General features: G+C 53.5%; 23 protein-coding genes and 1 tRNA gene. 2 read left to right on the top strand and 22 right to left on the bottom strand.

Annotated elements, in window-relative coordinates:
• Positions 1-57: 57 nt before the first annotated feature.
• From HPY71_00400 to HPY71_00390, 3 genes are all read right to left on the bottom strand, one after another.
• On the bottom strand, positions 58-1,224 hold the full coding sequence (locus HPY71_00400; protein ID NPV51969.1) for an alanine--glyoxylate aminotransferase family protein: 1,167 nt from the start codon (positions 1,222-1,224) through the stop codon (positions 58-60).
• A gap of 374 nt (positions 1,225-1,598) precedes the next feature.
• Positions 1,599-2,516, bottom strand: a complete 918-nt coding sequence (gene dapA, locus HPY71_00395; GenBank protein NPV51968.1) for a 4-hydroxy-tetrahydrodipicolinate synthase — start codon at positions 2,514-2,516, stop codon at positions 1,599-1,601.
• A gap of 142 nt (positions 2,517-2,658) precedes the next feature.
• The gene (locus tag HPY71_00390; protein ID NPV51967.1) at positions 2,659-3,426 is read right to left on the bottom strand and encodes an IclR family transcriptional regulator; all 768 of its coding nucleotides are present in this window, start codon (positions 3,424-3,426) and stop codon (positions 2,659-2,661) included.
• Positions 3,427-3,863: 437 nt separating this feature from the next.
• Between HPY71_00390 and HPY71_00385 the strand changes: the two genes are divergently transcribed.
• Complete coding sequence (locus tag HPY71_00385; protein NPV51966.1) at positions 3,864-4,178, top strand: alcohol dehydrogenase catalytic domain-containing protein; 315 nt, start codon at positions 3,864-3,866, stop codon at positions 4,176-4,178.
• Between the two features lie 52 nt (positions 4,179-4,230).
• On the opposite strand, the gene deoC is transcribed toward HPY71_00385, so the two are convergent.
• The 9 genes from deoC to galT all read right to left on the bottom strand — a co-directional run bounded on the left by deoC (position 4,231) and on the right by galT (position 15,327).
• Entirely contained in the window at positions 4,231-5,961 is a 1,731-nt protein-coding gene (deoC, locus tag HPY71_00380) for a deoxyribose-phosphate aldolase (GenBank protein NPV51965.1), read from the bottom strand.
• Positions 5,962-6,161: 200 nt separating this feature from the next.
• Positions 6,162-7,655 (bottom strand): diguanylate cyclase, encoded by a 1,494-nt coding sequence (locus HPY71_00375; protein ID NPV51964.1) that lies wholly within the window; start codon positions 7,653-7,655, stop codon positions 6,162-6,164.
• Positions 7,656-7,845: 190 nt separating this feature from the next.
• Positions 7,846-8,286, bottom strand: coding sequence for a hypothetical protein (locus tag HPY71_00370; GenBank protein NPV51963.1), 441 nt, complete (start codon positions 8,284-8,286; stop codon positions 7,846-7,848).
• Between the two features lie 119 nt (positions 8,287-8,405).
• The gene (locus HPY71_00365; GenBank protein NPV51962.1) at positions 8,406-8,528 is read right to left on the bottom strand and encodes a cyclic lactone autoinducer peptide; all 123 of its coding nucleotides are present in this window, start codon (positions 8,526-8,528) and stop codon (positions 8,406-8,408) included.
• Positions 8,528-9,226, bottom strand: a complete 699-nt coding sequence (locus tag HPY71_00360) for an accessory gene regulator B family protein (GenBank protein ID NPV51961.1) — start codon at positions 9,224-9,226, stop codon at positions 8,528-8,530. The genes HPY71_00365 and HPY71_00360 overlap by 1 nt, the downstream gene beginning before the upstream one ends.
• Before the next feature lie 527 nt (positions 9,227-9,753).
• Positions 9,754-11,166 (bottom strand): radical SAM protein, encoded by a 1,413-nt coding sequence (locus HPY71_00355; protein NPV51960.1) that lies wholly within the window; start codon positions 11,164-11,166, stop codon positions 9,754-9,756.
• A gap of 71 nt (positions 11,167-11,237) precedes the next feature.
• Positions 11,238-12,593, bottom strand: a complete 1,356-nt coding sequence (locus HPY71_00350; GenBank protein NPV51959.1) for a radical SAM protein — start codon at positions 12,591-12,593, stop codon at positions 11,238-11,240.
• A gap of 446 nt (positions 12,594-13,039) precedes the next feature.
• The gene (locus tag HPY71_00345; GenBank protein NPV51958.1) at positions 13,040-14,218 is read right to left on the bottom strand and encodes a galactokinase; all 1,179 of its coding nucleotides are present in this window, start codon (positions 14,216-14,218) and stop codon (positions 13,040-13,042) included.
• A 128-nt stretch (positions 14,219-14,346) separates the two neighbouring features.
• Positions 14,347-15,327 carry a galactose-1-phosphate uridylyltransferase gene (gene galT / locus HPY71_00340; protein NPV51957.1) on the bottom strand — a complete coding sequence of 327 codons (981 nt, stop codon included), beginning with the start codon at positions 15,325-15,327 and terminating at the stop codon, positions 14,347-14,349.
• A gap of 579 nt (positions 15,328-15,906) precedes the next feature.
• Here galT and HPY71_00335 point away from each other — a divergent pair.
• The gene (locus tag HPY71_00335) at positions 15,907-16,143 is read left to right on the top strand and encodes a small, acid-soluble spore protein, alpha/beta type (protein ID NPV51956.1); all 237 of its coding nucleotides are present in this window, start codon (positions 15,907-15,909) and stop codon (positions 16,141-16,143) included.
• Positions 16,144-16,325: 182 nt separating this feature from the next.
• Here the strand turns inward: HPY71_00335 and HPY71_00330 are convergent, their stop codons facing one another.
• The 10 genes from HPY71_00330 to serS all read right to left on the bottom strand — a co-directional run bounded on the left by HPY71_00330 (position 16,326) and on the right by serS (position 26,898).
• Entirely contained in the window at positions 16,326-17,252 is a 927-nt protein-coding gene (locus tag HPY71_00330) for a DMT family transporter (GenBank protein ID NPV51955.1), read from the bottom strand.
• Positions 17,253-17,303: 51 nt separating this feature from the next.
• Positions 17,304-18,026, bottom strand: a complete 723-nt coding sequence (locus HPY71_00325; GenBank protein NPV51954.1) for an amino acid ABC transporter ATP-binding protein — start codon at positions 18,024-18,026, stop codon at positions 17,304-17,306.
• Positions 18,013-18,777 carry an amino acid ABC transporter permease gene (locus HPY71_00320; GenBank protein ID NPV51953.1) on the bottom strand — a complete coding sequence of 255 codons (765 nt, stop codon included), beginning with the start codon at positions 18,775-18,777 and terminating at the stop codon, positions 18,013-18,015. The genes HPY71_00325 and HPY71_00320 overlap by 14 nt, the downstream gene beginning before the upstream one ends.
• Before the next feature lie 382 nt (positions 18,778-19,159).
• Positions 19,160-19,903, bottom strand: a complete 744-nt coding sequence (locus tag HPY71_00315) for a basic amino acid ABC transporter substrate-binding protein (protein NPV51952.1) — start codon at positions 19,901-19,903, stop codon at positions 19,160-19,162.
• A 372-nt stretch (positions 19,904-20,275) separates the two neighbouring features.
• Positions 20,276-20,368 (bottom strand) — tRNA-Ser (locus HPY71_00310).
• Positions 20,369-20,648: 280 nt separating this feature from the next.
• Complete coding sequence (locus HPY71_00305; GenBank protein ID NPV51951.1) at positions 20,649-21,491, bottom strand: hypothetical protein; 843 nt, start codon at positions 21,489-21,491, stop codon at positions 20,649-20,651.
• Positions 21,492-21,715: 224 nt separating this feature from the next.
• Positions 21,716-22,444 (bottom strand): Crp/Fnr family transcriptional regulator, encoded by a 729-nt coding sequence (locus HPY71_00300; protein ID NPV51950.1) that lies wholly within the window; start codon positions 22,442-22,444, stop codon positions 21,716-21,718.
• A complete protein-coding gene (locus tag HPY71_00295) occupies positions 22,441-23,256 on the bottom strand; it encodes a FecR domain-containing protein (protein NPV51949.1) in 816 nt (271 codons plus the stop codon). The genes HPY71_00300 and HPY71_00295 overlap by 4 nt, the downstream gene beginning before the upstream one ends.
• 71 nt (positions 23,257-23,327) lie before the next feature.
• Positions 23,328-25,559, bottom strand: a complete 2,232-nt coding sequence (locus HPY71_00290) for an adenylate/guanylate cyclase domain-containing protein (protein ID NPV51948.1) — start codon at positions 25,557-25,559, stop codon at positions 23,328-23,330.
• Between the two features lie 64 nt (positions 25,560-25,623).
• Positions 25,624-26,898: a serine--tRNA ligase gene (serS, locus tag HPY71_00285; protein ID NPV51947.1), complete on the bottom strand. Its 1,275-nt coding sequence runs from the start codon at positions 26,896-26,898 to the stop codon at positions 25,624-25,626.
• Between the last annotated feature and the right edge of the window lie 80 nt (positions 26,899-26,978).

Genomic DNA, 26,978 nt, shown 5'->3' with positions numbered 1-26,978 from the left:
ATATATTGCCCCTTTCTATGTCCTCCCTCGATCATTTTCATCTTCTGAGACATCGTGTTAATGATTATAGAGGTCCATATGTATAGACGAACTATCCATAACGGCTTGCGCCTTATATGAACGAACCTGTTTTAACCATTCCTCTATTGCAAATAAAAGAGGTATAACACGATCCGGCGCTGCCCCCCTCGCCATATGCCCTATTCGAATAGCTTTATTCACGTAAGGCCCTAATCCGTTACTTACCAGGATGTTATATCGAGATCTCAAGAATTCCATTAGATCGATTGCACTTAAATCCGGTGGGAGCTTCACTGCGGTAACCAACCCCGAGGCCGCGCTTTCATCTGCCAGGACTTCCAAACCGAGATGGCGGATCCGCGTCCGTACCATTGCACCAATAGCTCTGTGCCTCTCGAAACGTCGCTCAAGGCCTTCCTCCAAAATCTGCTCAACACTTTTTCTCAGAGCGAGAACGTTATTGACCGCCATTGTTATAAAATACGGTTGGACCATCCGTTGATTATCAGCATATTCCCTCCACTTCAAGAGATTTAGGTACCATCCTCTTACTGGAGACCTACGCTTCTGCATTTTTTCCCAGGCGCGTCGGCCTACTGCAACTAACATGAGGCCCGGGGGGGCGGCTAGACATTTCTGCGAGGCGGACACACATATATCTATACCCCATTCATCCATATTGACCTCGAGACCGCCCAGAGAGGATACTGTATCCACGATTAGAAGCACGTCTTTCTTCTGGCAGATCGCCGCAATTTCTCGAATTGGATTTACGACCCCGGTAGAGGTTTCATGATGAACAATTAAGACTGCTTTAATGCCTGTATCATTTATCAGTTCGGATTCAATTTCATCAGTGGAAATAGGCTTCCCCCATTCGATTTCCTTAAGAGAAACCCTAGCCATGTATGAAGCGGCAATCTCAGCCAGTCTGTATCCGAAAAAGCCGTTTACGGGGATAAGTACTTTATCGCCTTCTTCTAAAAGGCTCCCTATGGCTGCGTCTAATCCTGCATGGCCAGAGCCCACGTATATGAAAAGGTCCTCTTGCGTCCCTACAACTTTCTTGCATAACTCTACGGTTTCATTATATATTTTTGCCCAATCCTCGCCGTAATGGCACCTAACGGGGATACTCATCTGAGATAACACTTCGTAATTCACTTCTACTGGACCAGGTATCATTAACTGATATTCGCCCATAACTTTATCTCCTTGTGATGTTTAGATATTAGTATATAGACAGTGTAAGCTGGTCGCATGTAGTTATGTGTCCGACGATGATCCGTGGCGCTGTAGGTCACAACATAGGCGCTAGCGGGAGTTTCCTAGTTACGTCTACAGAAGGCCGGAAACCCTTGATACACCCGGACCTTTTCATGTTATCTAACATGATGTAACCATCGACCAGGCGATGACATCAGTATGCCATGAGGAAATGCCACGAATTATGCATAATTTGACGCGCAAAAGCTGGTGTACCCCTAGACTAACGACTTCAAAAATGCTCCAAGTCCTGTGATCACTGCCAGGCGCCTCAGATCTACCACTGAGGCGCCTAAGAATAACAAAAGCGCCTACTCCGATAGCCTACCAATGTCAGATAGAACACGTTTCAATAGGGATTTTTCAGCGTCAGTGGCACCGAGTGAAGGGAGTCGTGGTTTACCAACATCTATGCCCGAGGAGATTGTAACGGCGTCTTTCAATAAAGGTATCGGATTTACTCGGTCATTCTGATTTAGAGCCTTAAAGAATGGCATCATTCTAAAATATAGTTCTGATGCCATGGTATTTTCTCCATTCTTGTATGATCGAATCATTTGTCTCATCATATCCCCTATAACATGCGATCCCCCACTAACTACTCCTACAGCTCCTTGTGGTAAGGTCTGGAGGACCATAGTATCATCGCCGCAATATATCGTAAAGTCCGGGGGAGCAACAGTTCGGAAATCCGTCGTCTGTATAGGATTTATTCCAGCTTCCTCCTTGATGGCCTTGATGTTAGGTATTTCCACTAACCTGGCTAATGTTTCGGCTTCAATATTCACCCCGGTGAAGAGCGGAATATTATACAGCATAACGGGAAGCCTAGTGGACTCAGCAACTGCTTTAAAATGCTGGTATAATCCCTCTTGAGTAGCCTTCTGGTAGTAAGGCGAGACTACCATAACGCAGTCGTATCCGAGTTCTTCGGCTCTCTTCGTGAGCTCTATCGTCTCGAGTGTATAGGCGGACCCGGTGCCGGCTATGATTGGCACTCTCCCGTTTACTATCTCCTTCACAGCTTTTAACATCTGAATTCTCTCGTCAAAGGTAAGTGCGTAGAACTCTCCTGTGGTTCCAGTGACGATCAGGGAATCCATGTAGTTCTTATCGATAAGGTAATTAATGAGCCTCTCGGTTGCCTCGAGATTCAACTTCCCACTGGAATCGAATGGTGTAACCAAGGGGAGTAATACTTCGCCCAGAACGTCATTTAATTTGGACATCTTTTATCCTCCTAGATATTTTGTATTGTTTTGGTATTGAGACTTTTACATTATACCATATATGGTCGAGAGTTCCTCCGCTACTGTAATCCTTACTTACCTCCCCTTCCTCGCCCCCTCGATTTCGCTATAGCGACAGCATCTACACGCCATGGGCTCCGAGCTCCGCTGATATATCTTTCGTAGTTGACACTACCAGTCTGGCAAGTTCTGGTATACGCTCCTCAGTAATACGAATGCTTGGACCCGAAACACTCAATGAGGCTACAACTTTACCCGTTCGATCCCAAATTGGTGCAGCAATACAACGCACCCCAACCTCATGTTCCATATTATCTACAGCATAGCCGCGGGAACGAATATCATCTAGCTCTTTAGTTAACACCTCTTTATCAATGATCGTATTAGCTGTAAACTTCTGAAACTGAAGACGATCAATTATCTTATTACGTTCATCAGCCGGTAGAAAAGCCAGTAAGGCTTTACCTACACCGGTACAATAAAGGGGCGCTCGTTTTCCCACAATTATTGTTGACTTTAATCCGCTTTGAGTCTCCACGCTCTCGATTGACATGACCTCAACTTCATTCAAAACACCGATATGTACAGTCTCTCCACATTGATTTGACAATTTATGTAAATAAGATACTGCTATATTACGCAAGTCTAAGGTACTAAATACCAGACTCCCCAGCTCAAAAATTCTCAAGCCAAGACTGTAATGGGCCCCTTCAGTGTCTTTACGAACGAAACCATATTCTTGCATTGTGGCCAACAATCGGTGGACTGTGCTTTTTTGCATTCCTAATTCGCGTGCAATTTCGGTAACTCTCCACTTAGGTTTATCTATTCCAAACAATGTTAATATCTGTAGTGCCTTTGCCACTGATTCAATCCGATGTAATGTCAATAGACCCTGTCTCCCCTATCATCCAATTTGTTATCTTTTGATATGTTGCACATTGTGGAACATCGTTCCTCAGGTTGCTACTTTAATAATTCGACATTGATTCCTTAATTCCTCCTAATAGACTTCAAAAATTCTGTATGAACTTAAATCGAAAAAGCTTTCTGGTTCATAGCGGAATTCCGCGAGGGGATAGATTTCCTCAAACTCAAATATGCATAAGGTGAATCTCCATGTTTTCTTAGGCCTTTATGTTAGTCGACGTCGCCTCGCTCTTACGTACGGCAGTTTTGACCGGAGCTTGTGCCTTCAAGTCCATCATTCCTGCCACTTCGATCGACCATCTTGGATCGCCCATATAGCAGGAAAACCCGATCGGTCATCGAAGTCATATCATGTTCATGCGGCACATGTGTCATAGGGAATTGGGGGGATTTTCGATGAGGGCAGTAGTGCTCAAGGAACCGCGCTCTCTCGTGGTTGAAGACATACCGCGTCCCGTGCTGGCCGGGGACGAGGTTTTAATTGAGGTCAAGGCGTGCGGGATATGCGGCAGCGATCTCCGTTACTTCAACGGGGAAAACCCATGGGCCAAGCAGACCCTCGGCTATGATAAACCGAATCCGCCTGACATGATTTTAGGGCATGAGTTCGCCGGGGTCATTGTAGATGCCGGTAGCCCGGCTCTAAAGCCAAGGATCGGGGAGCGGGTGGCGGCCCTGGCTTTCAAGGCCTGCGGCATTGGACGATATTGATGCCACCGCTGGAGGTCCATGGCCAGAAACAGGGGCCAGGGGGGAGTCACCCCTACCCCTCCGTCGGCGCGACCAGCGCGACCCCCCTGCTCGTCCCGATCCGGGTAGCTCCAGCCGCGATGAACCTCAAGGCATCCTCGCGGGTCCTTATGCCGCCGGATGCCTTTATGCCTATTCTATCGCCGGCAATCCGCTTCATCAGGGCCACATCTTCGAGGGTGGCCCCTCCGGGACCAAAGCCCGTAGACGTCTTCACAAAATCTGCACCCGCCCGGATGGCCATATCCACCACGGCGGCCTTTTCCTCATCCGTAAGGTAAAAGGTCTCGAGGATGACCTTGGTTATGTGGCCCCTGCAGGCCTCGACGACCGCCTTGATCTCCCTCTCTACATAATCCAGGTCTCCGGATTTGAGCCTGCCGATATTTATGACGAAGTCCACCTCGGATGCCCCCTTTGCTATGGCATCCCTGGCCTCGAAGACCTTCGCCTCCGTCGTAGCCTGGCCGAGCGGGAATCCAACAGCGGCCGAGATACCAACCCGGCTCCCTGCAAGCCGCCGGGCGCAGAATTCAACCATCGCCGGGTTCACCGCCACTGCAGCAAAACCATACCGGCGGGCCTCCTCGCAGAGCCGATCGACATCCCCCAGGGTGGCCTGGGGGTTGAGGAGCGTGTGGTCTATCATGCCGGCAAGCTCCTCCGGCGAAAACTCAGATGCCCCGGGCCCGGGCCGCTGTTCCGCTCCAGGTCGCTGTTCCCCGGAGCGCTGCCCCAGCGACCGCTCCTCCGATGGTTGCTCCCCCAACCGTTCTCGCATAAACGCCATCGCCTCTTCCCGGGTCGGGAGCCCGGGGATCGCGCCTATCTTGGAGGCTGTAAGCGCCCCAACGGCGTTTGCAAACACCAGAATGTCATCGAGCCTCCTGGCTATGATCTCATCAAGGGTTTCCCCGGCCTCGAGGAAACGCGTCACCTCGCTCAATATAACCGCCACAAACCCATCTCCGGCCCCGGTGGTATCCCGGACCTCCACCTTGAATGCGGGGAAGTAACCCTCCCTCCGCCCGTCGTTGAAGTAGCATCCCCTCTCGCCGAGCGACGCCACAACCAACCTGGGGCCAAGGCCAAGAAGGAATTCCGCCCCCTCCTTGAGATCCCGCGTGCCCGTTATAAACTCCCACTCCTCCTCGCTGACCTTTGCAATATCAGCGAACTTGAAACCGCCGAGTATCTCGGCCCGGGCGCGTTCAGGGGAGTCCCAGAGCATTATTCTGAGATTCGGGTCGTATGAAACGATGAGGCCGCCCGCCCGCGCGAGCTCCAGGGCCTTGAGGGTTGCCTTCTTGCTCTCCCCGGCTATCAGGCTTATGGAGCCGAAATGGAAGATACGCGCCCCGCGGAAATAGGCCTCATCCATATCATCACTCGACAGCATCATGTCGGCCCCGGGGTTGCGGTAAAACATGCAGTCGCGTGTGCCATCGCTCCGCCTTGCCACGAAAGAAAGGGTCGTCCTGGCAAAGGGGTCGTATGTGACCCGGGAGACATCCACGCCGTGGGTCTTAAGCACGCCTGCAAGGAATCTTCCAAACTGGTCATCCCCCACCCTTCCTATGAATCCGGCGGGGGTGCCGAGCTTTTGCACCCCGACCGCCACGTTGGCCGGGGCGCCGCCCGGCGCCTTTGCAAAACCCGAGGTCTCCTCGAGTGAGGCGTCCTTCTCGAGGGCCACGAAATCAATCAAGAGCTCGCCAAGACAGATCACTTTTACTGCGGACATACCTCTTCGCCGCCCGGGAGAACATTCACGCGGGGCGTGGCCCGCGCGTGGTCCACGCGAGTCGACGCATAGTCCTCCCGTGAGGTGGCGGCACAGACCTCCTTTCGATGAGAAGCAAGTAAACAATAAAAATTAGGGGGAAACACAAGTAGACAAGCCCAAATTCAAAAAGACGAATCTCGATCGAAAAATGGATCGGATCAGGCTGAAACCGTTACTGCGCAGGCTGGCTTCGATACGACCACATTCGCGAATATATCGACAAGCTTCGGGTCAAACTGCCCGCCGGCGCATCTTTTAAGCTCCTCCAGAGCCTCCTGCGGGCTCACCGGGGCCTTGTAAGGCCTCTCGTGGGTCATGACGTCATATGCATCGACAATGGCTATTATGCGTGAGAGAAGCGGTATCTCGTCACCCCTGAGTCCCCGGGGATAACCCATTCCATCCCAGCGCTCGTGGTGGGCCAGGATCCCCTCGGCTATATGGGCCAGCTCACAGGAGGATTGTGCGATACGATAGCCTATCTCTGGATGCTTCTGCATGATCCCCCACTCCTCAGGTGACAAAGGCCCCGGTTTCATGAGAATGCTATCAGGTATTGCCACTTTACCTACATCATGCAGCACAGCTAAGAGAACCAGCTCATCCAGTTTGCTGTCCGTCAGTCCCAGGGCATGACCCACCCGCAAGGCCAGGTCCTGCAGGCGCCAAGCATGTTCCTCCGTTTCATGAGTAGTCTCGGCCAGCGTCCGCTGGAGGGACGATATGATGGAGCTGCGTATGCTCTTGCCCTCCATCAGTTTGCTGCGGTACATCCGGTCCTCGGCTTCCTTGAGGACATCCTGAATATCCTCCGCGACCTCCTCCTGGGTCGCAGCCCCCAGGGCGATGCTTGGCTGTATCGGGACCACGCCGGCCTCGTTGCACGCCTTTCTTATCTTCGCAACAACCTCCGTGGCAGCTTTTGCAGTGGTCCGGGGCAAGATGATGGCAAATTCATCCCCACCCCAGCGGGCAATAACATCCCCCTCCCGGCATGAAGCCTTCAATATCTGAGCTATCTTGATCAAAAGCTGATCCCCTTCCCGGTGGCCAAAGATATCATTCACCAGCTTCAGGCCGTTCACATCCCCCATGATGAGGCTCAAGGGCATCTGCCCCTGTTCATGTGATGACCGGTCCAATTCCTCCTCGAAATATGCCCGGTTATAAAGGCCGGTCAACTTATCGTGGAAGCTCAGATATCTGATCTGCTCCTCTGCCTTCCTGCGCTCGGTGATGTCCTCGAACTGGGCGATGAGGTGAACAGGCACCCCCTGTGAGTCTCGCACCACGGACATGCTGAGCATAACGTCGATGATATTGTCATCCTTGCGCGTGAAGCGCTTCTCCAGCTGGTATCTGGGTATTTCCCCCTGAAGGAGGTTTTCACACAAAGAGAGGTCGGCCTCCAAATCGTCGGGGTGGACGATGTCCTGGAGGGTCAGGTCAAGCAATTCGCCAGGCGAATACCCAACCATCTCACATAGCGCGTGATTCACATGAATAAAGCGACCATTGGTCATCACTATGGCCATGCCGATCGGCGCATTATCAATAGTCAGCCGGAAGCGCTCTTCATACATCTTGCTGAGCATGAGCTTCTCCTGGTTATTCCTGAGCTCCATGAGCATGCGCCCGCGCATTATTACCACTAGGAAGAAACAGGCTGTTAATAGGCTAAGACATACTGCATATATCAAGGAATCAGGTATAATGCTTACCAAGGATGTAATACCAGGGAATCGAAAAAGAAGCATATTTAGGAATGCCAGAGCAGCAACTGCGATCCCGGCAATTAACGCAAATTCAATAGGCGGGTCATAGATGTTCCTCTTAGGTGCTTCATTGTCCATGATTATCAGCACCCCTCAGTTGCTCCGACTCCGGGACCCGAATCAACGTAGTCTTTCTCAGAGTTACAAGCATCGCAGCCACAAAGAGTATGGCATCACCGAGCCAACCAAATCCTATGTGGAGCCAGACGCTGCGCAGGGCATCCTCAAATGACAAGCCTAGCACCTTGAGGACAGGTGATATAATTAACACTTGCCCCAGGTTGATAAGGAAGGAAGAAATAAAGCATGCTATGATGGCTGTCTTAGCCGATACTTTCAGGATTAGGCCCACAGAAACGCAATAGGATAATAATACCAGAGGAACATGATACCCACCGGGCAAGAGGGACCTAAAAATCACCGTGGCTGTGCCGACGATCAACCCTACCGCAATAGCCCGTCTAAGAGAACGCCTTACACCCAGGAACCCCAGGCCAGCTATAACCATAAGCAGACCTTCTGGAACTGCAAAGAGCGCCCATAATAGCACTCCCTCAACCAATTCGCAACACCCCCGTGAAAAGGGGACACCAGGTTGGCTACAATATCCCGGAATAGGAATCCGCCCTACTTCCTCAGGCAGGCGGGAGTCTTGGGTTGATATCCGAATAGGAAGCAAGCACCCGCAGCTGAAGCGAACCCTATAACGGTCAGACCCGTCATTATGGCGCCGAGAATGAGCCTTCTCATCACCTATTCCTCCTTCTCCCAAATGACATTTCTAGAGCGTCAAAAACACCATCAACCCTGGATAGGATACTGTAGCCAACCGGTGTCACGCTTAGCATTTGCCACGTTAAACCCAGACAGCTGGCTATGACTAAAGTCATGCCCCCTCCGGTATAAAAAAAGCTCATGATTACCATGATTGCTGCCCACGCAAGCAAAGTAAGATAGGCCCAGGTCCGGATCCTGGCCCGCTGGCCCGGGGAAATAGGCTTGTTCTCGGTCTCCGCAGGCGCGTAAAGCCGTATGATCACAAATGATAGAACAAACAGGATGATTACCAGGCCAAGCAGCATAGCTCCCTGGCTCGAGCCGGCCATATATGCTCCCATGAGTTTTGCTCCCATAAGCCCCCAGAGCCCCCGTGATATACGTGATATATATGCCATAATTAACGGAATCGAGATAGAGATGATCATACACCTGTAAGGCTTGTGGAGATGAGCTCCCCCTGTGCTCCACCGGAAAACCGCGCCCGTTACAAGAGCCATCACCGCTTCCGGCAGCACCCCGGCCAGGCTCCCTATTACTAATACCCCCAGCGCAGTCCCGGATGTGATCAACATGTTATACAGGGCGTACTCCGCAATCTCCCGCTGGTCCTGGCTCAACGAGAGATTTCTATCAAGATAAAGGACAATATCTCTAATCAGCTTTTCCATAGAGCACCATTTATATATAGACTTATAGGCCCTACAAAACCTGCTGAATGGGGACTCACGATAGACCTCCATGCCGCGATGCGGCACCGCAGAGGATGAAAATGTCTCTAGATTCGGGTATGATGCCTTTTTGAGGAAATTCGACGTAATTCTCTTCATTCCTGCTAAGCCACGGGAAATTATGATGGCAGGGAGCTTTCCCTGGTGCAGGGGGCTTACCCTGGTGGGGAGCTCTCCCCGGGGGGATGCAAGGGAAGACCTCTGTCTTGTCTCTAATCTCGCCCCTCTGCATAACGGTTTTCATAGTCCCTACCCGCTAGGAATATGCTCGGAAACTCTATCGAAGGGTCTACATCCAACAATATACTGGGATAATTACTAAGGATGGCTACAACATATGGAGGTTGTTAGGGTTTCCGAGTATATTCCTAGACATCTACTAATATACTAATTTAATTCGGCGTGATGCAGCCAATTCTTGACAGGGAGTTAAAGCCTCGGACGCAAGTTTGATGCATTTTTTATGGCTATGGCCGGGCCGGATTCCCATGTTGCGGAGCAAGGTAGCTGGATGGGGTGATGAAGCTCCAGCCACATTCCATAAGCTTAAAGAGGTGCTTCCATGAGATACGACCTGTGGCAAGGTTTTTAACGAGATGCCCTGCACTCTTGAGAATATACTCAGGCCGCCGGTAAGCGGAAATGTAGAGCCGGGCAAGCTCCCTATAAAAATCATCGAGTTTCAGGCGCGTGGGCAAGACAGCATGCATGAAATCATAGAACTCAAGGTTGGCCGTTGTGAGCTTCTCTTTCATCCTGGTGTAGAGCTCGGTCCCCGGAAGCGGTGTCAACACCGAAAAGGAGGGGGTATATATTCTCTTGTCCCTTATGTACTGCCGCAACCTGGCAAAATCCTTCTGATCATACTGAGGATCGACGATAAAGGACGCCACCACACCGATATTATGCTTATTCAGAATCTCCAGGGCTCTCTCGTTGTTTGCGACGCTATTCCGCTTCTCTACGGACTTGAGCTCCTCCTCGCTTGCCTTTTCGAAACCGATAAAGACCTTAAATAATCCGGCCTCCTTCCAGAGGGGGATGAGATCCGGGTGCTTCACAATCGTGTCGCTGCGGGCCTGGAATGTAATCTTCTTCTTTATCCGGGCGCCCTTCAGCCCCCTGGCCACCTCCTCAGCCCTCTCCACATCCATCAGGAAGTTATCGTCGGTTACGAGCACATACTCCTCTTTAACCTCCGAAAGCTCCTCCACGACGCGCCCGGCGCTCTTAGCGCGGCACCTCCCCCTGTAGAACCTCCACACGCTGCAGAAGTTGCATCTATAGGGACACCCCCGCGCCGTCTCCAGAGCCGCCGTCGGCTTCTGGAAACCGAGGAAATAGGCATTTCTGTAATCGCGCGTGAGTTCGCGCGCCGGCCTGGGTAGCTTGTCCATGTCGGTAATGCTTGCCCTGTCTCCGGTGGATACCTGGCACCCATCTTTGTTGACCACGAGGCCTTTGACCCCTGTGATATCCTCACCCCGCTCCAGGCACCTCAAGGCCTCGGCCGTCGTGGCCTCGCCCTCACCCACTACGACGAAATCAATGGAGGGGTCAAGGAAATCAAAGGGGTTGAGGGAGGCGTGATGCCCCCCCACAAAAACGCTCACTTGTTTGAGGGTATCCTTTATAGCACGCGCGATGGATATGGTCTGGTAGACATCGATGGTGAATGAGCAGCTTATCCCGCAAGCATCTGGCGAGAACTCCCTGACTACTGGCATAAGCTCTCCCCTGTCGAAGAGATCCAGTATTCTCACTTCATGCTCGGGCTCGAGCGCCCCCGCAATCATCTCGAGCCCCAGGGGCTCAATGACGGACATGCTCTTGAACCCGACTCCAGCTCCCTGTCTCGGCTGGATAAGTAAGACTTTCATAGCTTGTCGATCACCTTCCGAATTAGGAATTTACGCGCACAGATCCATCCACACAGACTCATCTAGCTCATCTAGCGCTGGGCAGCAACTCCCTCCCGCTCCTGCAAGCCCTGCCGCCTCGCCACCCGCTGCTCCCAGATGGGATCGGAAACCTCCTTCCAGCGCCCGGCCCGCTCATCGAGGGCTTTCGCCACATTCTCATCAAACACCCCGTCGGCGCCAGGGTGGGTGGGACGAGCGCCGGTCTTGTTGACGATCTCCCGCAAAGCCCTGGGCTCATCGATTAGAGGACATGGCCGGAGCAGGTTATCGCTCACAGGCTGATGCCGCTGGTAAGACTTGAATAACGGGGACAGGAGGATATCCTTCAGGCTCTTATCCTTTATATTATCCACAGCAAAATGCACAAACGCGCACGGCTCAACGTCGCCTCTTGCCGTTATATGGAAATAGCGCCTGCCGCCCGCTATGCACCCGCCGGTCAGTTCGCCGTCATTCCAGAAATCCGCAACCTGGATGGGCCTGGTCCGCCGGATATATGGGACACGCTCAGCAAGGTATGCCCGCTGTTCGGGGGTGACCATCATCGTGAGGTCAGGATCTCTGCCGATAGGTATGTAATGAAACGACCAGCCATATAGGGCTCCCTTTTGAATCATAAGGTCTATGAATTCATCGCTAAAGGCCTCATAGGCATTCTCGCTCGTGATCGTTATGCTGAATCCGAATATGGCGCCATGGCGCTTCAAGCTATCCATAGCGCTCATAATCCGGTCAAAAGTCCCCGCTCCCCGGCGAGCGTCAGTCCGCTCGCGATCCCCCTCAATGCTTATTGCGGGAGAGATGTTGCCGAGCTCGACCATTCTGGCAGCTATTTTGTCGTCAATCAGCGTGCCATTGGTATAAAGCATAAACGCAACATCCCTGTGTTTCTCAGCGATTTCAAACAAATACGGGTAGAGTAGCGGCTCGCCGCCTGACATCACAATATAATAGATGCCCATCTCCTTGGCTTCGGATATTATACGGTCCAGGAGATCAAAGCTCATGGTATCATGCTTGAAGTACTCCCCTGCCCAGCACCCCTTGCATTTCAAGTTGCATGCGCTGGTCGGGTCGATGAGAATAGTCCATGGCACCTGGACCCCGAGCTCACTGGCCAACTGTCTCTGCCTGGGGATCCCGAAGAGGATCGCATTGACAAAATAGTTCACCAGGAGGCGCCTTATAACATTGGGGTGGGTCTCGGCAAAGACCCGTCCTACGTATTCCTTCAGAGCGGGGTTTAGCTGAATAGCACGCTTGAGTTCTGCAATCTGACGCCTGTGTACCGGGCTTGGGGCGAACTTCCTACCAAGATCAAATAGCCACATCAAATTCCTTTCCGGTGAACGTCCCACGTATTCAACGATATGTTGCAATAGCATCTCGGCAGCGTAACGTTTGACACTGTTAACATTGCCAAGCACAACTCTCACCTCGCTAGAGAAATTCTATGCAACATCATGCGTCACCCGTATTCGTCACCCGTTATATCGATATCCCGCCGTACGAAAGATATGACACGATATCATGACATATGGGAGATTTGAACCTCTCCACGACTAAAATCGCGAGATTTCGGAACCCCGGACTTCGTCACTTTAGCAACGAAACCAGACATTTCCATGCAACTTTAGGCATTTCGATATAGCTTTTCGATGCAGCTATAGTAGTAATCCCCATTTTCCCCCCGCATCATACCAGCTAACACTAACAGCTCATATCCGGCCCCCTCTTTATGCGGATTTTGAAAATCCTGGAGTTCTACGATCCTATTACCATTTTACAACTAACCTGGTAGAAAGACAAGAAACAGGTCCTGGACTCAGGGTCAAAACAGCTCCGAGGCCCCATCCTCCGCTAATGTTACATATATCTTCAGCCTCCCGGCCCTCTCCTCCCCTGCGACACGGGCATACCCTTCCAGCATGGCCGCGCAAAAACCATCCACGGCATCCTCCCCAACCAGGTTTACAGTGCACCCGCCGAACCCCGCGCCCGTCATGCGCGCACCCAGGACGCCCCTCAGCCCGCGCGCGATATCCACCAGGGCATCGAGCTCAGGGCAGCTGACCTCATAGAGGTCGCGCAGGCTTTCATGAGATTCATACATCAGCCTCCCGAAAGCGCCGACATCGCCGGACCTGAGCGCCTCGACGCTCCTCTCGACCCTGGCATTTTCATATACCACATGGGCGCACCTCTTCCTCACCACCGGCGGCAACCCCCCGCCATATCTCTCAAACTCCTCAACGGACACGTCGCGCAGGGCCGCAATGCCCGGCAGGAACCTTTCAAGATGTGCCACACCGGCCTCGCACTCCCGCCTCCTATTATTATACTCCGAATCAACCAGGCCCCGGCGCACGCCGCTGTCGCAGATAACAATCTTCACGCCCCGTGCCGGGATCGGGACCTGTTCCCAGGCGCGCGTGCGGCAATCCAGGAAAAGGGCGTGTCCCTTCCGGGCCAGGCGGGAGGCGAACTGGTCCATGATTCCGCAATTCACCCCGACAAATTCATTCTCCGCCCGCTGGCAGAGCAAGGCCATTTCAATAGCATCCATCGGGAAACCGCTGACCAGCTGGGCAGCATAGCAGCTTGCCACCTCAAAGGCGGCTGAGGAGCTCAAACCGGCACCCTGGGGGACGTCCCCGGCAACGAGGGCATTCATCCCCTTCAACTGGATTCCGCGGTCCTCCAGCATCTTCAGGACCCCACGGAAGTAGTTGCTCCACCTGTTTTCCGAATCATACTCGATCCGGTCCAGGCCGAACTCAACCTGGACATCGTAGTCAAGCGAATAAAGCCTTATGAGCCTGTCAGGCCGGGGCTTGGCGGCAACAACGATCTGGCGGTCTATTGCGACCGGGAGCACATACCCATCATTATAGTCCGTGTGCTCCCCGATGAGGTTTACGCGGCCAGGCGCCCTTGCGATTCGCACGCCGACCGCATCGCCGTAAACGCGCGAGAAAACAGCACGTAAAGATTCGGCTGCGACTGGCATCTTACGGTCTCTCCTCTCCATGCCATCAATACCCATATCATATCAAAGTCCATATCCATCAATACCCATATTAAACAATTGAATATGCATATTAAAGAATACCCATATTAAAATGTAGCTTGTAAATCTCATAAATAATGTGGTTTGCTTCGCCTGAGCTCCTCCGCCTTCTCCTCCGGCAGGGTATCGTTTATGAACGTGCCTGCACCGGACTCGCACCCCGCCAGGTATTTGAGCTTCGTGGCGGTCCTGTAGGGCGGGTAGAATTCCACGTGGAAGTGGTAGTGAGCGTAATCCCCACCGTCGGTCGGCGCCTGGTGCATTATCATCATGTAAGGGAAGGAGAACCCAAATAGATTGTCGTAGGCCATCATTACCGTTTTTAACATCCGTGCAAATGTCCGTCTCTCAGGCTCCTCGAATTCCAGGAGGCTGCTCCTGTGGCGCCTCGGGAATATGTGGACCTCATATGGGTAACGCGCAAAAAACGGAATAAATGCGACAAAATCCTCGTTTCCCTCCACGAGGCGCCTCCCATCCTTCAATTCCTCGCCTATCATGTCGCAGAAAAGACAGCGGCCCGTCTCTTTTATGTGCCTGCCCGACGACTCGAGCTCCTTCGCCGGGCGCGGGGGAATAAATGGGAAGGCATATATCTGACCGTGCGGGTGATGCAGGGTAACCCCGATTACATCCCCCTTGTTTTCAAAAATCATAACGTATTTGACATATTCCAGGCTTCCGAGCTCCCGGTAACGATCGGTCCACACCTCCACCAGGTCGGTGATTTTCTCTATGCTCTGATCCGTCAGGGTGGTGCTATGCTCAGGCGTGTAAAGCACGACCTCGCACACCCCCTGCGCGGGGGCGACTTTGTAAAGCCCGGTGGGCTCAACCGCGGGGATAGGAGGGCTGGGCTTAAACGAAGGGAACCTGTTTTCAAAGACCACTATATCGTAGTCCGATGCCGGGACCTCGGTCGGGATGGCCGGGTCCTTCGTCGGGCAAAGTGGACAAAAGTCTGCCGGCGGCTTATAGGTCCGCTCCTGGCGGTGCGTTGCTGTAACTACCCATTCCTCGAGTATAGGATTCCATCTGAGTTCTGACATAGCTATCTTCGGACCTCTCTGTTCTGTTTTGTTCTCTCTGTTCTATTTATTACAGTCTCTGGTCGCTCACCTGTCGGCTCCCCGGAACCATGATCATGGCCATGGCCATGACCATGAGCGGGATCGGGACCGGGACCAGGGACTCCGGAGACTCCGGGAGTCCAGCGTCGAGCTCCGGGAGACCCGCATCGAGGAAACTCGTAATATATCAGATAACGCCCATCCTCCTTGAGAATCCTTTTCTTCTCCATCCCCTTCATCACCTTCTTCGCACATTCTTCACACCCTCTTCATTTGTCGCACCCGCACCATACCCGCGGTGCTAGAAATGGATATTCCTCGCCCACATCCCAAATTCCTGCATATAACGTAAGATAAGCCTCGCCCTGATGGTGCCACAGCAGGCGCCATAGGGGTCAACCAGGCGCATAGGGGTCAACCATAATTGGATGTATGATCCCCCCAGGCGTATGATCTCCCCACATAAAGGAAATCATAATGCCAAAGACCAAGGAACAGCTGCCCAAAGAACACAGTTGCAAAGAATAGATGTTAACCAGCGGGGGGTAGGTGTGTGAGATGTCACCCAAGAAGGACAATGACGAGCTTCGTACAAAAAAATCCCTTGATAAGCTGAAGTGGGAGACCACCGAGCAGCTCGGCCTGAGCGACGACCTCAAAGACCCGGATGAGCTGAGCGTCCGCGAGGCGGGGAAGATTGGTGGCAAAATGGTTCGCAAACTGGTAAAAACAGGTGAGGAGGCGCTGGCCCGGGAGAGCGCCCGAAAAACTGAGAAAAATTTAAAATCTGAATAGACCTCCATGCCGCCCAGGCGGCGCCACTATGATGACCATGATGTATGATGAATAAAAACCTCCCGGACGGATGTCTCCATAGAACGGGAGTGAGGATAAAGGCGGCACGAGAATAGGGCGAGACCGGGACTCACAGGCCAGATCCATGGTAGAGCCGATTTTCGGGTTAACTGTCTTTCGGGTCAACTGTCTGATAATCTCGCAGCAGCAACATAGCCTGTATCCCGGCCTTCAGAGTGACCGCCCTCGAGGGATGAGAAAACCATCCCCGTAAAGATCAATATGGCCGAGATCACTATCCTCCAGGTGAACTCGTCCTCGCCAACGCCAACCGCAATAGCCGCTGCGAGCACCGGCTCGGCCGAGAGACAGATTGCGGTCTCGGTGGAGCTTACTCGTTGCTGCGCTCGGGTCTGAAAAAGGAAGGCTAGCGCTCCGGCGGGAATACCGCAATAGAGTATGGCAGCCATCAGGGAAGGTGATGATATAATCGCCTCTATATGAGGCCCTATTCTCCCGTGCCCCTCCACGATCAAAGAAATTAGCCCCGAAACGCAGGCAATCACCGCAAACTCGATTCCAGTGAGCACCGCTGCGCTCTTGCCACTGGCCAGCCTCTCGGTGGCTACTATGTGAAGGGCAAAGAATATCGCACACACCAGCGTCAGGCCGTCGCCCCAGGACATGGTGGGCATTCCCTTCCAGGTCACCAGAAACAGGCCCGCCGTAGCGCTTGCCACGCCGAGCCCTGTCAAGCGGCCCGGCAGTTTTCTGGCCGTCGCCGATATTAGAATCGCAACGAATACAACGTTCATCCCGGTTATGAGGCCGGAAGATGAAGCGCTCGTGTGTTCCAAGCCAAGAGTCTGAAAGATGAACCCCGCCCCGAGAAGTATGCCGAGGATTATCCCGCTTGCGAGGTGGCCCTTCCACAGCCGCCGTATCTCTCCCCACCTCAGTAGCAGGAGGAAGGCAAAGGATACCACGAATCTCGCGCTCACGAAGGCAAACGGGTCAAATGTCGACACCGCGCCCTTTACGATAACGAAGGTCCCGCCCCAAAAGAAGGCTGTAAGCAGGAGCAGGAATATTGCAGTGACTCTTCTCATTGATTCCCCTCAACGTCTCCGTCTCCGACCATGGAGGTTCGCATCAACAGTTTAGAGGATCTTGCTTAGAAATGACTTCGTCCGCTCATTCTTCGGATTCGAGAATATCTCCGCGGGGCGGCCCTCTTCCACGATGACGCCATCATCCATGAAGATCACCCGGTCACCGACTTCCCTGGCAAAGCCCATCTCGTGCGTGACCACGATCATCGTCATGCCCTCTGTGGCCAGGTTCTTCATAACATCGAGAACCTCCTGGATCATTTCGGGATCGAGGGCGGAAGTCGGCTCGTCAAACAGCATGACCTTGGGCTCCATAGCCAGGGCCCTTGCGATGGCGACGCGCTGCTGCTGCCCGCCGGATAGCTGCTCGGGGTAGGCATGCGCCTTGGAGGTAAGGCCCACCCGCTCGAGGAGGGCCATGGCCTTATCATAAGCCTCCTCTCTCGGCAGCTTGCGCACGTGAATAGGGGCCATCGCGATGTTATCTATGACCTTCCTGTGAGGGAAAAGGTGAAAATGTTGGAATACCATTCCTATGTCCCGTCGCACCTCGTTGACATTGATCAAGTGGTCGGTTATCTCCCGGCCACCTATGAATATCTGCCCGGCGCTCGGCCTCTCGAGGAGGTTTATACACCTCAGGAGGGTGGATTTACCTGAACCGCTCGGCCCGATCACGCATACAACCTCACCCTGGTCTACGCTGGCTGAAATGCCCCGGAGCACGTGAAGATGGCCGAATCTCTTGTGGATATTCTCAAGCCTGATCACCGGTTCTCAATCTCCTCTCCAAATAGGCAACCAGCCGGGTGAAGGGGAGGGTCATGAACAGGAACACCAATCCCACAGTAAACCATGTGTCCTCGGGCCTGTAAGATCTGGTGACAATGATCTGGCCCTTTCTCACGAGCTCCTCCATCCCGATTATGGACACCAGTGACGAGTCTTTAAGCATGGCGATGAACTCGTTTCCGAGAGGCGGTATGATCCTCTTCATGGCCTGCGGCAATATCACGAGGCGCATCGCCTGTCCATAGGTCATGCCGAGGGAGCGAGCCGCCTCCATCTGGCCCTTATCTATGGACTGGATCCCCGCCCTAACTATCTCCGCAACATAGGCGCCGCTGTTGATACTGAGGGCGACTATCGCAGAAAGAAACGGGTCCAGCGGCACAGGCTCGGCTCGATGCAGCAGGCGCCCGAGGACGGGCGGCAGGCCGAAATGTATCATGAATATCTGGACGAGGAGTGGGGTACCGCGGAAGAAATCGACGTAGGCACCACAGATCGTCCTCAAAATCCGGTTATGAATTACCCGGCCTATGCCCACAAGTGTTCCAATTATGATTCCATCGCCCACGGCTATTACAGTGAGCAGCAAGGTCATGGCTGCCCCTGCCAGCAGGGCCGGTATGATTCCCCAGATAAAGATGTGAGAACGAATGGCAGGGTAGAATGTTATAGATCTATCATCCCCGGGAGCCAGGCTTACTGAGCGTATCTCAGGCCTGTAATCCCTCATCCTGACCTCGATCCTATAATCGCCAGGACGTACGCTCTCAAATGTGTGAGGGGTTTTAAATCCTGTATTTTCCCCGTTGATCCAGACCTCTGCCCCTTCAGGTGTAGATACCACTGAGAGGCGGGCAGAACCCTTCCCGGCCGCGCTGCTCAACGACGAACCCGGGAATAGACTAGGGAGTAGACCAAAGAGTAGAGTAAAGAGTAGACCGAGGCATAAGACTGCAACAATCCGCAACAGGATTGAGCGAATTCTCATCATGCGACCCTGACCTGCAGTCACACAGGGGGGCATATGTAGCGTAGCCATGCGCAGCGTAGCCATGCACCCAGCGCGGCTACGCTGCATATCCACCCCCTATGCCGGACTTCCAATTGATTTTTCATTTACCCTTGCCGAAGTAACTATCATAAAGTGCATCGAGCTTTCCGTTCTTCTTAAGCGTGGCCAGGGCTTTGTTGATCATCTCCAGGAGCTTGTCATTGCCCTTCCTGACACCTATCCCGTAATACTCAGCGGTGAAGGGCTCATCGCTGACAAGCTTCAAATCCGGGTTCCTCTGGGCAGCGCGCCGGGCAACGAAGTCATCCATGACCGCGGCATCCGCTCCACCATTCTTGAGCTCCAGGATAGCCTCGGGGTTTGTTCCAAACCGCTTCACCCTGGTCGCCTTGATCTTTGAGACCTCCAGGTCAGCGGTGGTCCCATTTTGGACAGCTACGGCCTTCCCGGCCAGGTCCTTCTCGCTCTTGATGGTGGTATTTGATTTTCTCACCAAGATGAGCTGGCCGGCCCTGAAGTAAGGATCGGAGAAATTGATCATGGCCTGCCTTTCTTTAGTGATGGTCATTGCGGATATCAGGCAATCATAATTCCCGTTCTGCAGGCCGGGGATTATACCATCCCACGATACCGCCTGGAACTGGATCTCCATGTCCAGCTCCTCGCCTATCATTTTCATTAGATCGATATCAAAACCGTAGAAATTCCCCTTGTCATCCTTGTTTTCAAAAGGCTCATAGGTCGGGTCGGTCCCCACCTTGAGGACTGGTTTTGCATAGCCTGTCCCGGCCACCAGCAACACCAACAACGCCACGGCCACCAGTTTAAAGACTCTCATCCCCATTTCCATTGCCCCCTTCGCATGCTAGTCCAGGAAGTAAATATAAACACCTCCATTATATAGTAGAATTCCTTCAAACGCAACGAATTTATTACGTTCTTGGCGCTTTTGTCAGGGCATTTCATCCCCTGGGCATTATGGAGCGGGCAGGCATGTCCTTTGGGTATAAATATTCCTCGATTCTTCAGCGATTTCAAGTTGCCCGGCGCCCTTAATCATCCTGATGCACCCGATGGCATGGCGCAGGGTAGCGGCATCGCGCAGGTTATGTGAGGGCAAGGGCCTGGTAAAAATCCCTGGATAAAAATAAATCCCTGAGTGAACGCTCAGGAATTGAATTACAAATGACATCTTCCAATATCTCTGAAGATATCCTGGCGGAGAGGGGGGGATTCGAACCCCCGCACGGGTGTTAACCGTCTAACGGTTTAGCAAACCGTCCCCTTCAGCCAGCTTGGGTACCTCTCCGCTGCGGAACTGATTAACCATTGCTATGCCTGAATTATAGCATTCTCTTGACGCCGTGTCAATCTATCTATTTGCAAGCTACGCAAGGCTATTTGCAAAGCTATTCAGGGGACGGTCTGGAGGACCGTATATATCGTCACATCAGATTCCCGGGATAATAATTATTATTTTATTCCCACCCGCTCTTCTGCATTCAGGTCGCGTCTAGCAGGCGAGGGAGAAGGGACGGCAGGCCAGGGGGTCTGCCACCTGCCTGCCTCTCCTGCCTGCCTGTCAATACCTATTTATTCCCGGCCGCAAGCCGGGCCCTGGTTTCGAGCTCGGCCCGAATCTCTGCCGCAGTGCGGCCCCCGGCTATACCTTCAAGAGCGACCTGCTCTGCAGTCGCAACATCTACCCCCGAGAGGACGGCGCCCTGCACCCCCGCTGCTATCTTTGCAGCATCCTCCGCGGAATAGTCCGCCCGCATCGCTGCCCTTATACACGCCTCAATGTTAGCCTGCGTTCTGGCCCGGGCATTTACAGGAGTGAGAGATTCATGGGCTCCATATATCGCCCTCAATTCCTCTCGAAGCTGCGCTTCCAGCCTGGTCCGCACCTGCGCAGATATTTCTTTCATAGCGCGAATCCTCGTACAGAACGCTTCCACTTGCTTATTAATATCTGTATCTGTCGCCAAGGATTGAACATTGATTTCCATTGAAGCTCCTGCGCCCGTCCCTACCCCTGACTCGTTATTTATTGAAACGCCCTCATTACCCTCACTATTGATGGCCTCTTTATTTATCGCTGCTTCATTTGTCGCTGCTTCGTTCTCCTTATTTTCCTCAACCTCCGTCCCTGGGTTATCCTCATCAACTTCAACCTTCACATCCACTTCCGCCTTTGCCGAAGCCTCCCCAGCGGTGGTTGCTCCAGACCCCCCGCTTCCCGTCACTATCCCTCCACTGGACTCTCCGCTGATCTTGGCTCCTCCGCTACCTCCACCTCCAATTTTAACCCCGAAGCCACCTGCATATGCTGCTTGTCCGCACAGCACCGTTAGACCCAGCAAAGTCAATGCTGTTAACACCACCAAGGTTTTGAACCAGTTGATGCTCCCTTCAGTCCATTCTACCTTCATTGACCTCCGACCTCCTCAATATAATTTTCGGCGCCCCGCCTTTTTCGACTTTGGGACCTTTACCTTGGTTGCCTTAACTCTTTATTTCATTATAGGTCTCAAAGGGAGCTGAGTTTGTGGGCCCGGTCACAGAAGATTTGTGTTTTTCATCACAGGATCGGAAGGGGCGGAGGGTAAAGGGGCGCAGGATCATAAAAGGCCTGGGGGCATAGGAGGTTAAAGAATCAGAAAGAGATCAAGCAACGAAGACCCTTCTCGCTTGAGATGAGGATGTTCCTTCCTTGGATCCGGATTAAACCATCTTCTTCAAATTCCGATAAGATACGGCTTGCTGTTTCCCTAGTAACTCCGGAGAGATTGGCAAGTTCCTGATGCGTAAGCCTGATATCAATCGTGTACCCATCGGGCCCGAGCTTCGCATGTTTCTGAAAGAGGTCGAGAAGGATGGACGCCACCCTGCCCCTTGCATCCCCGAAAGCGAGATATTCAATTTGCTGGTCCGCCTCGCGAAGACGCGCTGTCAGGACTCGGATGATCTTCAGGGCGATCTGCGGGTTTGACGTAAGGAGCTTAAGGAAATCCTCCCTAGGTAGAATGAGAAGCTTTGAATCTTCGAGCGCCTGCGCAGCGGCAGAACGGGGAAGCCCGTCGAGAAGGGACATTTCGCCGAAGCAACCCCCTCTGGAGATTATCGCCAAAGTTTTCTCCTTCCCATCAATGGAGAGTCTATATACCTTGACAGCACCTTCCTTTATTATGAACATCGCCTCGCCCGGATCCCCTTCAAAAAATATGGGGCTCCCCTTCCTATAAACTCGTTCCTGGATTATCGCGGCGGCCCGGGCCACTTCCTCGTAAGGTAGGTTTAAAAAAAGGGAAATCTGGCTCAGGAATTTGGCATTGTCCATCGTATCCATCTTATCCACCTTTTGTGGATTCGCCGGCTTCTTCATGGAGTTTCTGCTCCCATCTTTGACATCAAATCCTTATCCCCAACCTTATTTATTTGGCCATTTACCTTATTTGCTTGTTCTTTAATCCCTTCTTTACTCTGACTCTGTTCCACTCCTTTACCAGCTTCAAGGCCCGCGTTCCCATCCTGAGGATTCCCATTTTCGTTGGGCTTACCGCCCGGAAACAGAACAGGCCATTCAATCTCGCCTTCGATTGTGGCACACTCATCTTCGATCTCCTCCAACCATTTCTCAGGGCCCTGCCACTGTTTTCTCTCCTCAGGAGACATGAGGCCGGGCAACTCGGGTGGCATTCCTGGACGGACTATAGTTGCCTGCCCAGGCTTGAGAAAAATAGATTTACCTTGAGCGGCTACCTCGACTAACCCTTCCCGCACGGAGACACCCGTTATCCCTGAAGGCGATACGCAAACTGAAAACAGCGTCCCCCTCACTCCAACTGTGGCCGCATCAGTAACTACTTCGAATTCAATGGCTGGGCTGAGGGTAGGCGCGAATGGTCGAAGAATTTTTATATATATCCTCCCAAGAAGCAGTCTCATCCTGAGAGTGACCTGCGATTTGTAGGATTCGTGCGATTCGAAGGCAACTTGCGATGCCGTGAAGGAGGTTGCTGCAAAGAGAAACTCCGTCTCGGGCTCAAGCCTGATCCAGCCTCTCGGTGCCGACCCGCACAACAGTTTGATCACAGCCCACGAATTTTTCCCTGTGCGCACCCTGTCACCCTGTCTCAGCGAAAATCCACTTCCGACCATGTGCCAGAGCTTCTCCTGCGAAAAGGATACTTCCACTATTCCTTTTGCCTCCGTTATAATGGCGGATGTAACTGGCGAAGAAACTATGGGCTGGCGTGAGGCTTCGGTCAAGCTAGGGTGCCCTGAGGCCGGGCTGGCATTATGTAACGATAAGAGAATAAGGGTGCTGGAGACGAGTACCAAACAAAGCGCTGACAATGAAACACGATATTGCATTTTCCCTCACCTTTATATCCTTTTTCCCCTTCTTCTTTTTTCTCTTCCTCTTTTTCTTCTCCTTCTTTTTCCCTTTTTCCCTCTTCTTTCTTTTCTTCCACATATAGGGATCTTCCTAAAGCTGGTCTCGAGCCATCTCTACCTGTGATTCTCCATACCTCCAGGGGCTTGGTCCGGCCCCTCAACGCTATATGCCCGAGACTCTCCCATGTTATGAACATGTAGCCGGGATCTCCTCTTCCCGCGTGGCTCTCATGGCCCTTTATCATAGAATATGTCGCTCCGTCCACAAGGATTTGTCGGGGCCCTGCCAGCTCTTCAAGCCGGCTTGCCAGGTTCACCACGCTCCCGATAGCCGTGTAGTCCATGCGCCTTCCGGTCCCTATGTTCCCCACCACGGCCTCGCCGGTAGCCATGCCGATCCCGACCTGGAGACCATACCCGAGCCTTTCCACGTTATCCAGGATCGCGAGCGCGGCCTTCACTGCCCGGAAGGCATGGTCTTTCATCACTACCGGCGCGCCGAAGACTGCCATCACCCCATCGCCTGTGAACTTATCCAGGGCCCCGCCCTCACGCAGCACGGCCTCCCCCATCGCGCTGAGGTATCGATTTAGGATGCCTACGATCTCTTCGGGGTCTCTATCTTCGGCAAACGCCGTAAAGCCTCTTATATCGGCGAAAAGAATGGTTACCGCCCTGCGCGACCCGCCAAGCGCATATCCTCCCGGGGTGGCCAGGATCTCCCGGACAGCTTCCGGGGTTACGTATCTTTCAAAAGTCCTCCTCACCTCATTGCGCTTCCTCTCCTCCGCGGCCAGCGCCTGGATCAGGTTTACAACATAGGAGGCCAGCATGGCCGCAATGGGCGCCGCCATATCGAACCAGAGGCCGTACCGCGCAAAGGCGAGGAATCCAGAGATGACTGCAAGCGCAATTAAAATGAAGAGCCTGGCGAGCAAGGTGGAGCCGGCGGCTGCCAGGCCCCCCACCACGATTATCATCACCGTAACGAATGGATTCACCCTTCTAATAAAATCCCCGGACAGGATAGTCTCGAGAGCCAGGGCGTTTATGCGGAGCCCCGGAGTCACCTCACCACGGGTCGAGAGGGGTGTTGGATAGAAATCCCGCAGGCCCTGCGCCTCTACACCTATGATGACGGCCTTCCCATCAAACTCCCTTGCCGGCACCTGGCCCGCGAGCACCTGGTAATAAGGGAAGGTCCGGTAGCCCCCCGCCTTGTAGCCATAATTCTTGTAGCCATAGTTTATGAGCATGTTGCTGGTCGGGTCCAGCGGCACCCGGATGCGACGGCCCCGGATCCGGACCCGGGCCCGGGGGCGATGGTCCCAGTTCGATTCCAATTCATCAAAGCCGGGAGGCTGGTCCAATCGCGAGCCGCCATCCGGCTCAAGGTCCCGCATCTCAAGGTAGCGCCCCGGGATAAGCCTCATCGAATCGCCGCTAATACCCAGGTAAATCCTGGCCAGCTCCAGAGGGAAGCAAAAATAAAGACCCTGCTGTCCCCTCACCGCGACCGGCAACCTCCGGAGCACCCCATCCCCATCCGGGAGCGCAACTATATGTCCTACCGCGGCAGCAGCCTCGTGGAGCGGGCTTACAGGGAAGATCCCACCCTCACCCTGGAAGAGCCTCGACCCGGGGATGATAAACTTGGTCGAGAAGGACCCTGCATATACAACATTGCCTGCGGCGCCGCTCGCGCTGGCAAGCATCTCATCCCCCTTTACATTCTTCGAATCCGGCTCGGAAAAGATTATGTCAAAACCTATAACCCTTGCGCCCGCCCGAGAAAGAACATTGACGAGCTTCGCGTGGGTCGAACGAGGCCATGGCCACTGGCCCAGCCTCTCAAGGGATGCGTTATCGATCGTTATCAGCACTACGGGGGAATCCTTTTCCTTTGCCTGGAGGGAATCTCCTTCTCTATCTGGGGCCATTCTGGTGAACGGAAAAATATAGGGGAAGGAAAGGGCTCGCGAGAGGCGAACCCTCGCGTCATACGACATGAGCTCCAGCGGCTCAAACAAACCCCCAAGGAAGAGGAGGATTATGAACAGGGAGGATATGAGCCCTGTTTTCAGTCTCGAAGCATTCATACTGTATCATACTTCAGCCCGGCTTCAGCCCTGCGCGGTCAGTGCTCTATGCCGGCTATCCCGGTTAGCGCTCTATACGCTCCAGCCCTCCCATGTAGGGCCGCAGGGCCTCCGGGATCACGATGCTCCCATCCTTCTCCTGGTAGTTCTCGAGAATGGCTGCAAGCGTCCTCCCCACAGCAAGCCCCGAGCCGTTCAGGGTGTGGACGTATTCCGGCCTTGCTCCAGGCTCAGGCCGGTACTTTATATCCGCCCGCCTCGCCTGAAACGCCTCGAAATTGCTGCACGACGAGATCTCCACATACCTGCCGTAGCTGGGCATCCACACCTCCGGATCGTACTTCTTGGCTGCCGCGAACCCCACGTCCCCGGTGCACATCATAACGACCCGATACGGCAGCCCGAGGCGTCTCAGCACGTCCTCCGCATCCGCCACGAGCTTCTCGAGCTCCTCGTAAGACGTCTCGGGCCTGACGAACTTCACCAGCTCTACCTTGTCAAACTCGTGCTGCCTGATGAGGCCCCGCGTATCCCTGCCCGCGGCTCCAGCCTCCGCCCTGAAGCACGCAGTGTAGGCAACATGGTAGATCGGGAGCTGGCCGGCATCCAGGATCTCGCCCCTGTAGAGGTTTGTGACGGGCACCTCCGCGGTGGGTACAAGGTAGAAATCTGTGCCCTCGCAGTGGAACATGTCCGCAGCGAATTTCGGGAGCTGGCCCGTGCCAACCATGCTGTCCCTGTTGACGAGGAAGGGCGGATAGACCTCTGTGTAGCCGTGCTCCCGGGTATGAAGGTCTATCATGAAGCTGATCAGTGCCCTCACGAGCCTCGCACCTGCCCCCTTGAAGACCGTGAACCTCGACCCTGTTATCTTTCGCGCCCGCTCGAAATCGAGGATATCCAGGCCGGTCCCGATATCCCAGTGGGCCCTGGGCTCGAAATCGAACTCCCGTGGCTTACCCCAGCGCCTCACCTCGATATTCTCGGTCTCATCCTTACCCACCGGCACGCTCTCGTGCGGGATATTGGGGATTGCCAGCAAGAGCTCTATGATCCTGTCGTCCAGGGCTCTAACCCTTTCATCCATGGCCTTGATCTTATCTGAAACCTCCCGCATCTCGACGATCAGCGCGGAGGCGTCCCGCCCATTCCTTTTCATCTGCGCGATCTCCTCGGAGACCTCGTTTCGCCGGCGCTTTAGCTGCTCGACCTCATAGAGTGTCCCCCGGCGCTCCTCGTCGACTTGCAACAGCTCATCGAGGGGGGCATCCTCTCCCCTCTTGCGCAGTGCATCCCTTACTATATCAGGGTTTGACCTTATAAGCTTGATATCCAGCATCTATAGATCAGCTCCCTCACATGATCTTGCTACGCCGCAGCATCATGATATGTGCCACGGCGTAACGTCACGATATGATG

This window comes from Bacillota bacterium, from assembly GCA_013178125.1.
In the GTDB taxonomy this organism is placed as follows: domain Bacteria; phylum Bacillota; class SHA-98; order Ch115; family JABLXJ01; genus JABLXL01.
The sequence above is the reverse complement of the archived record's forward strand: the minus strand, read 5'-3'. Positions and strand labels throughout refer to the sequence as shown.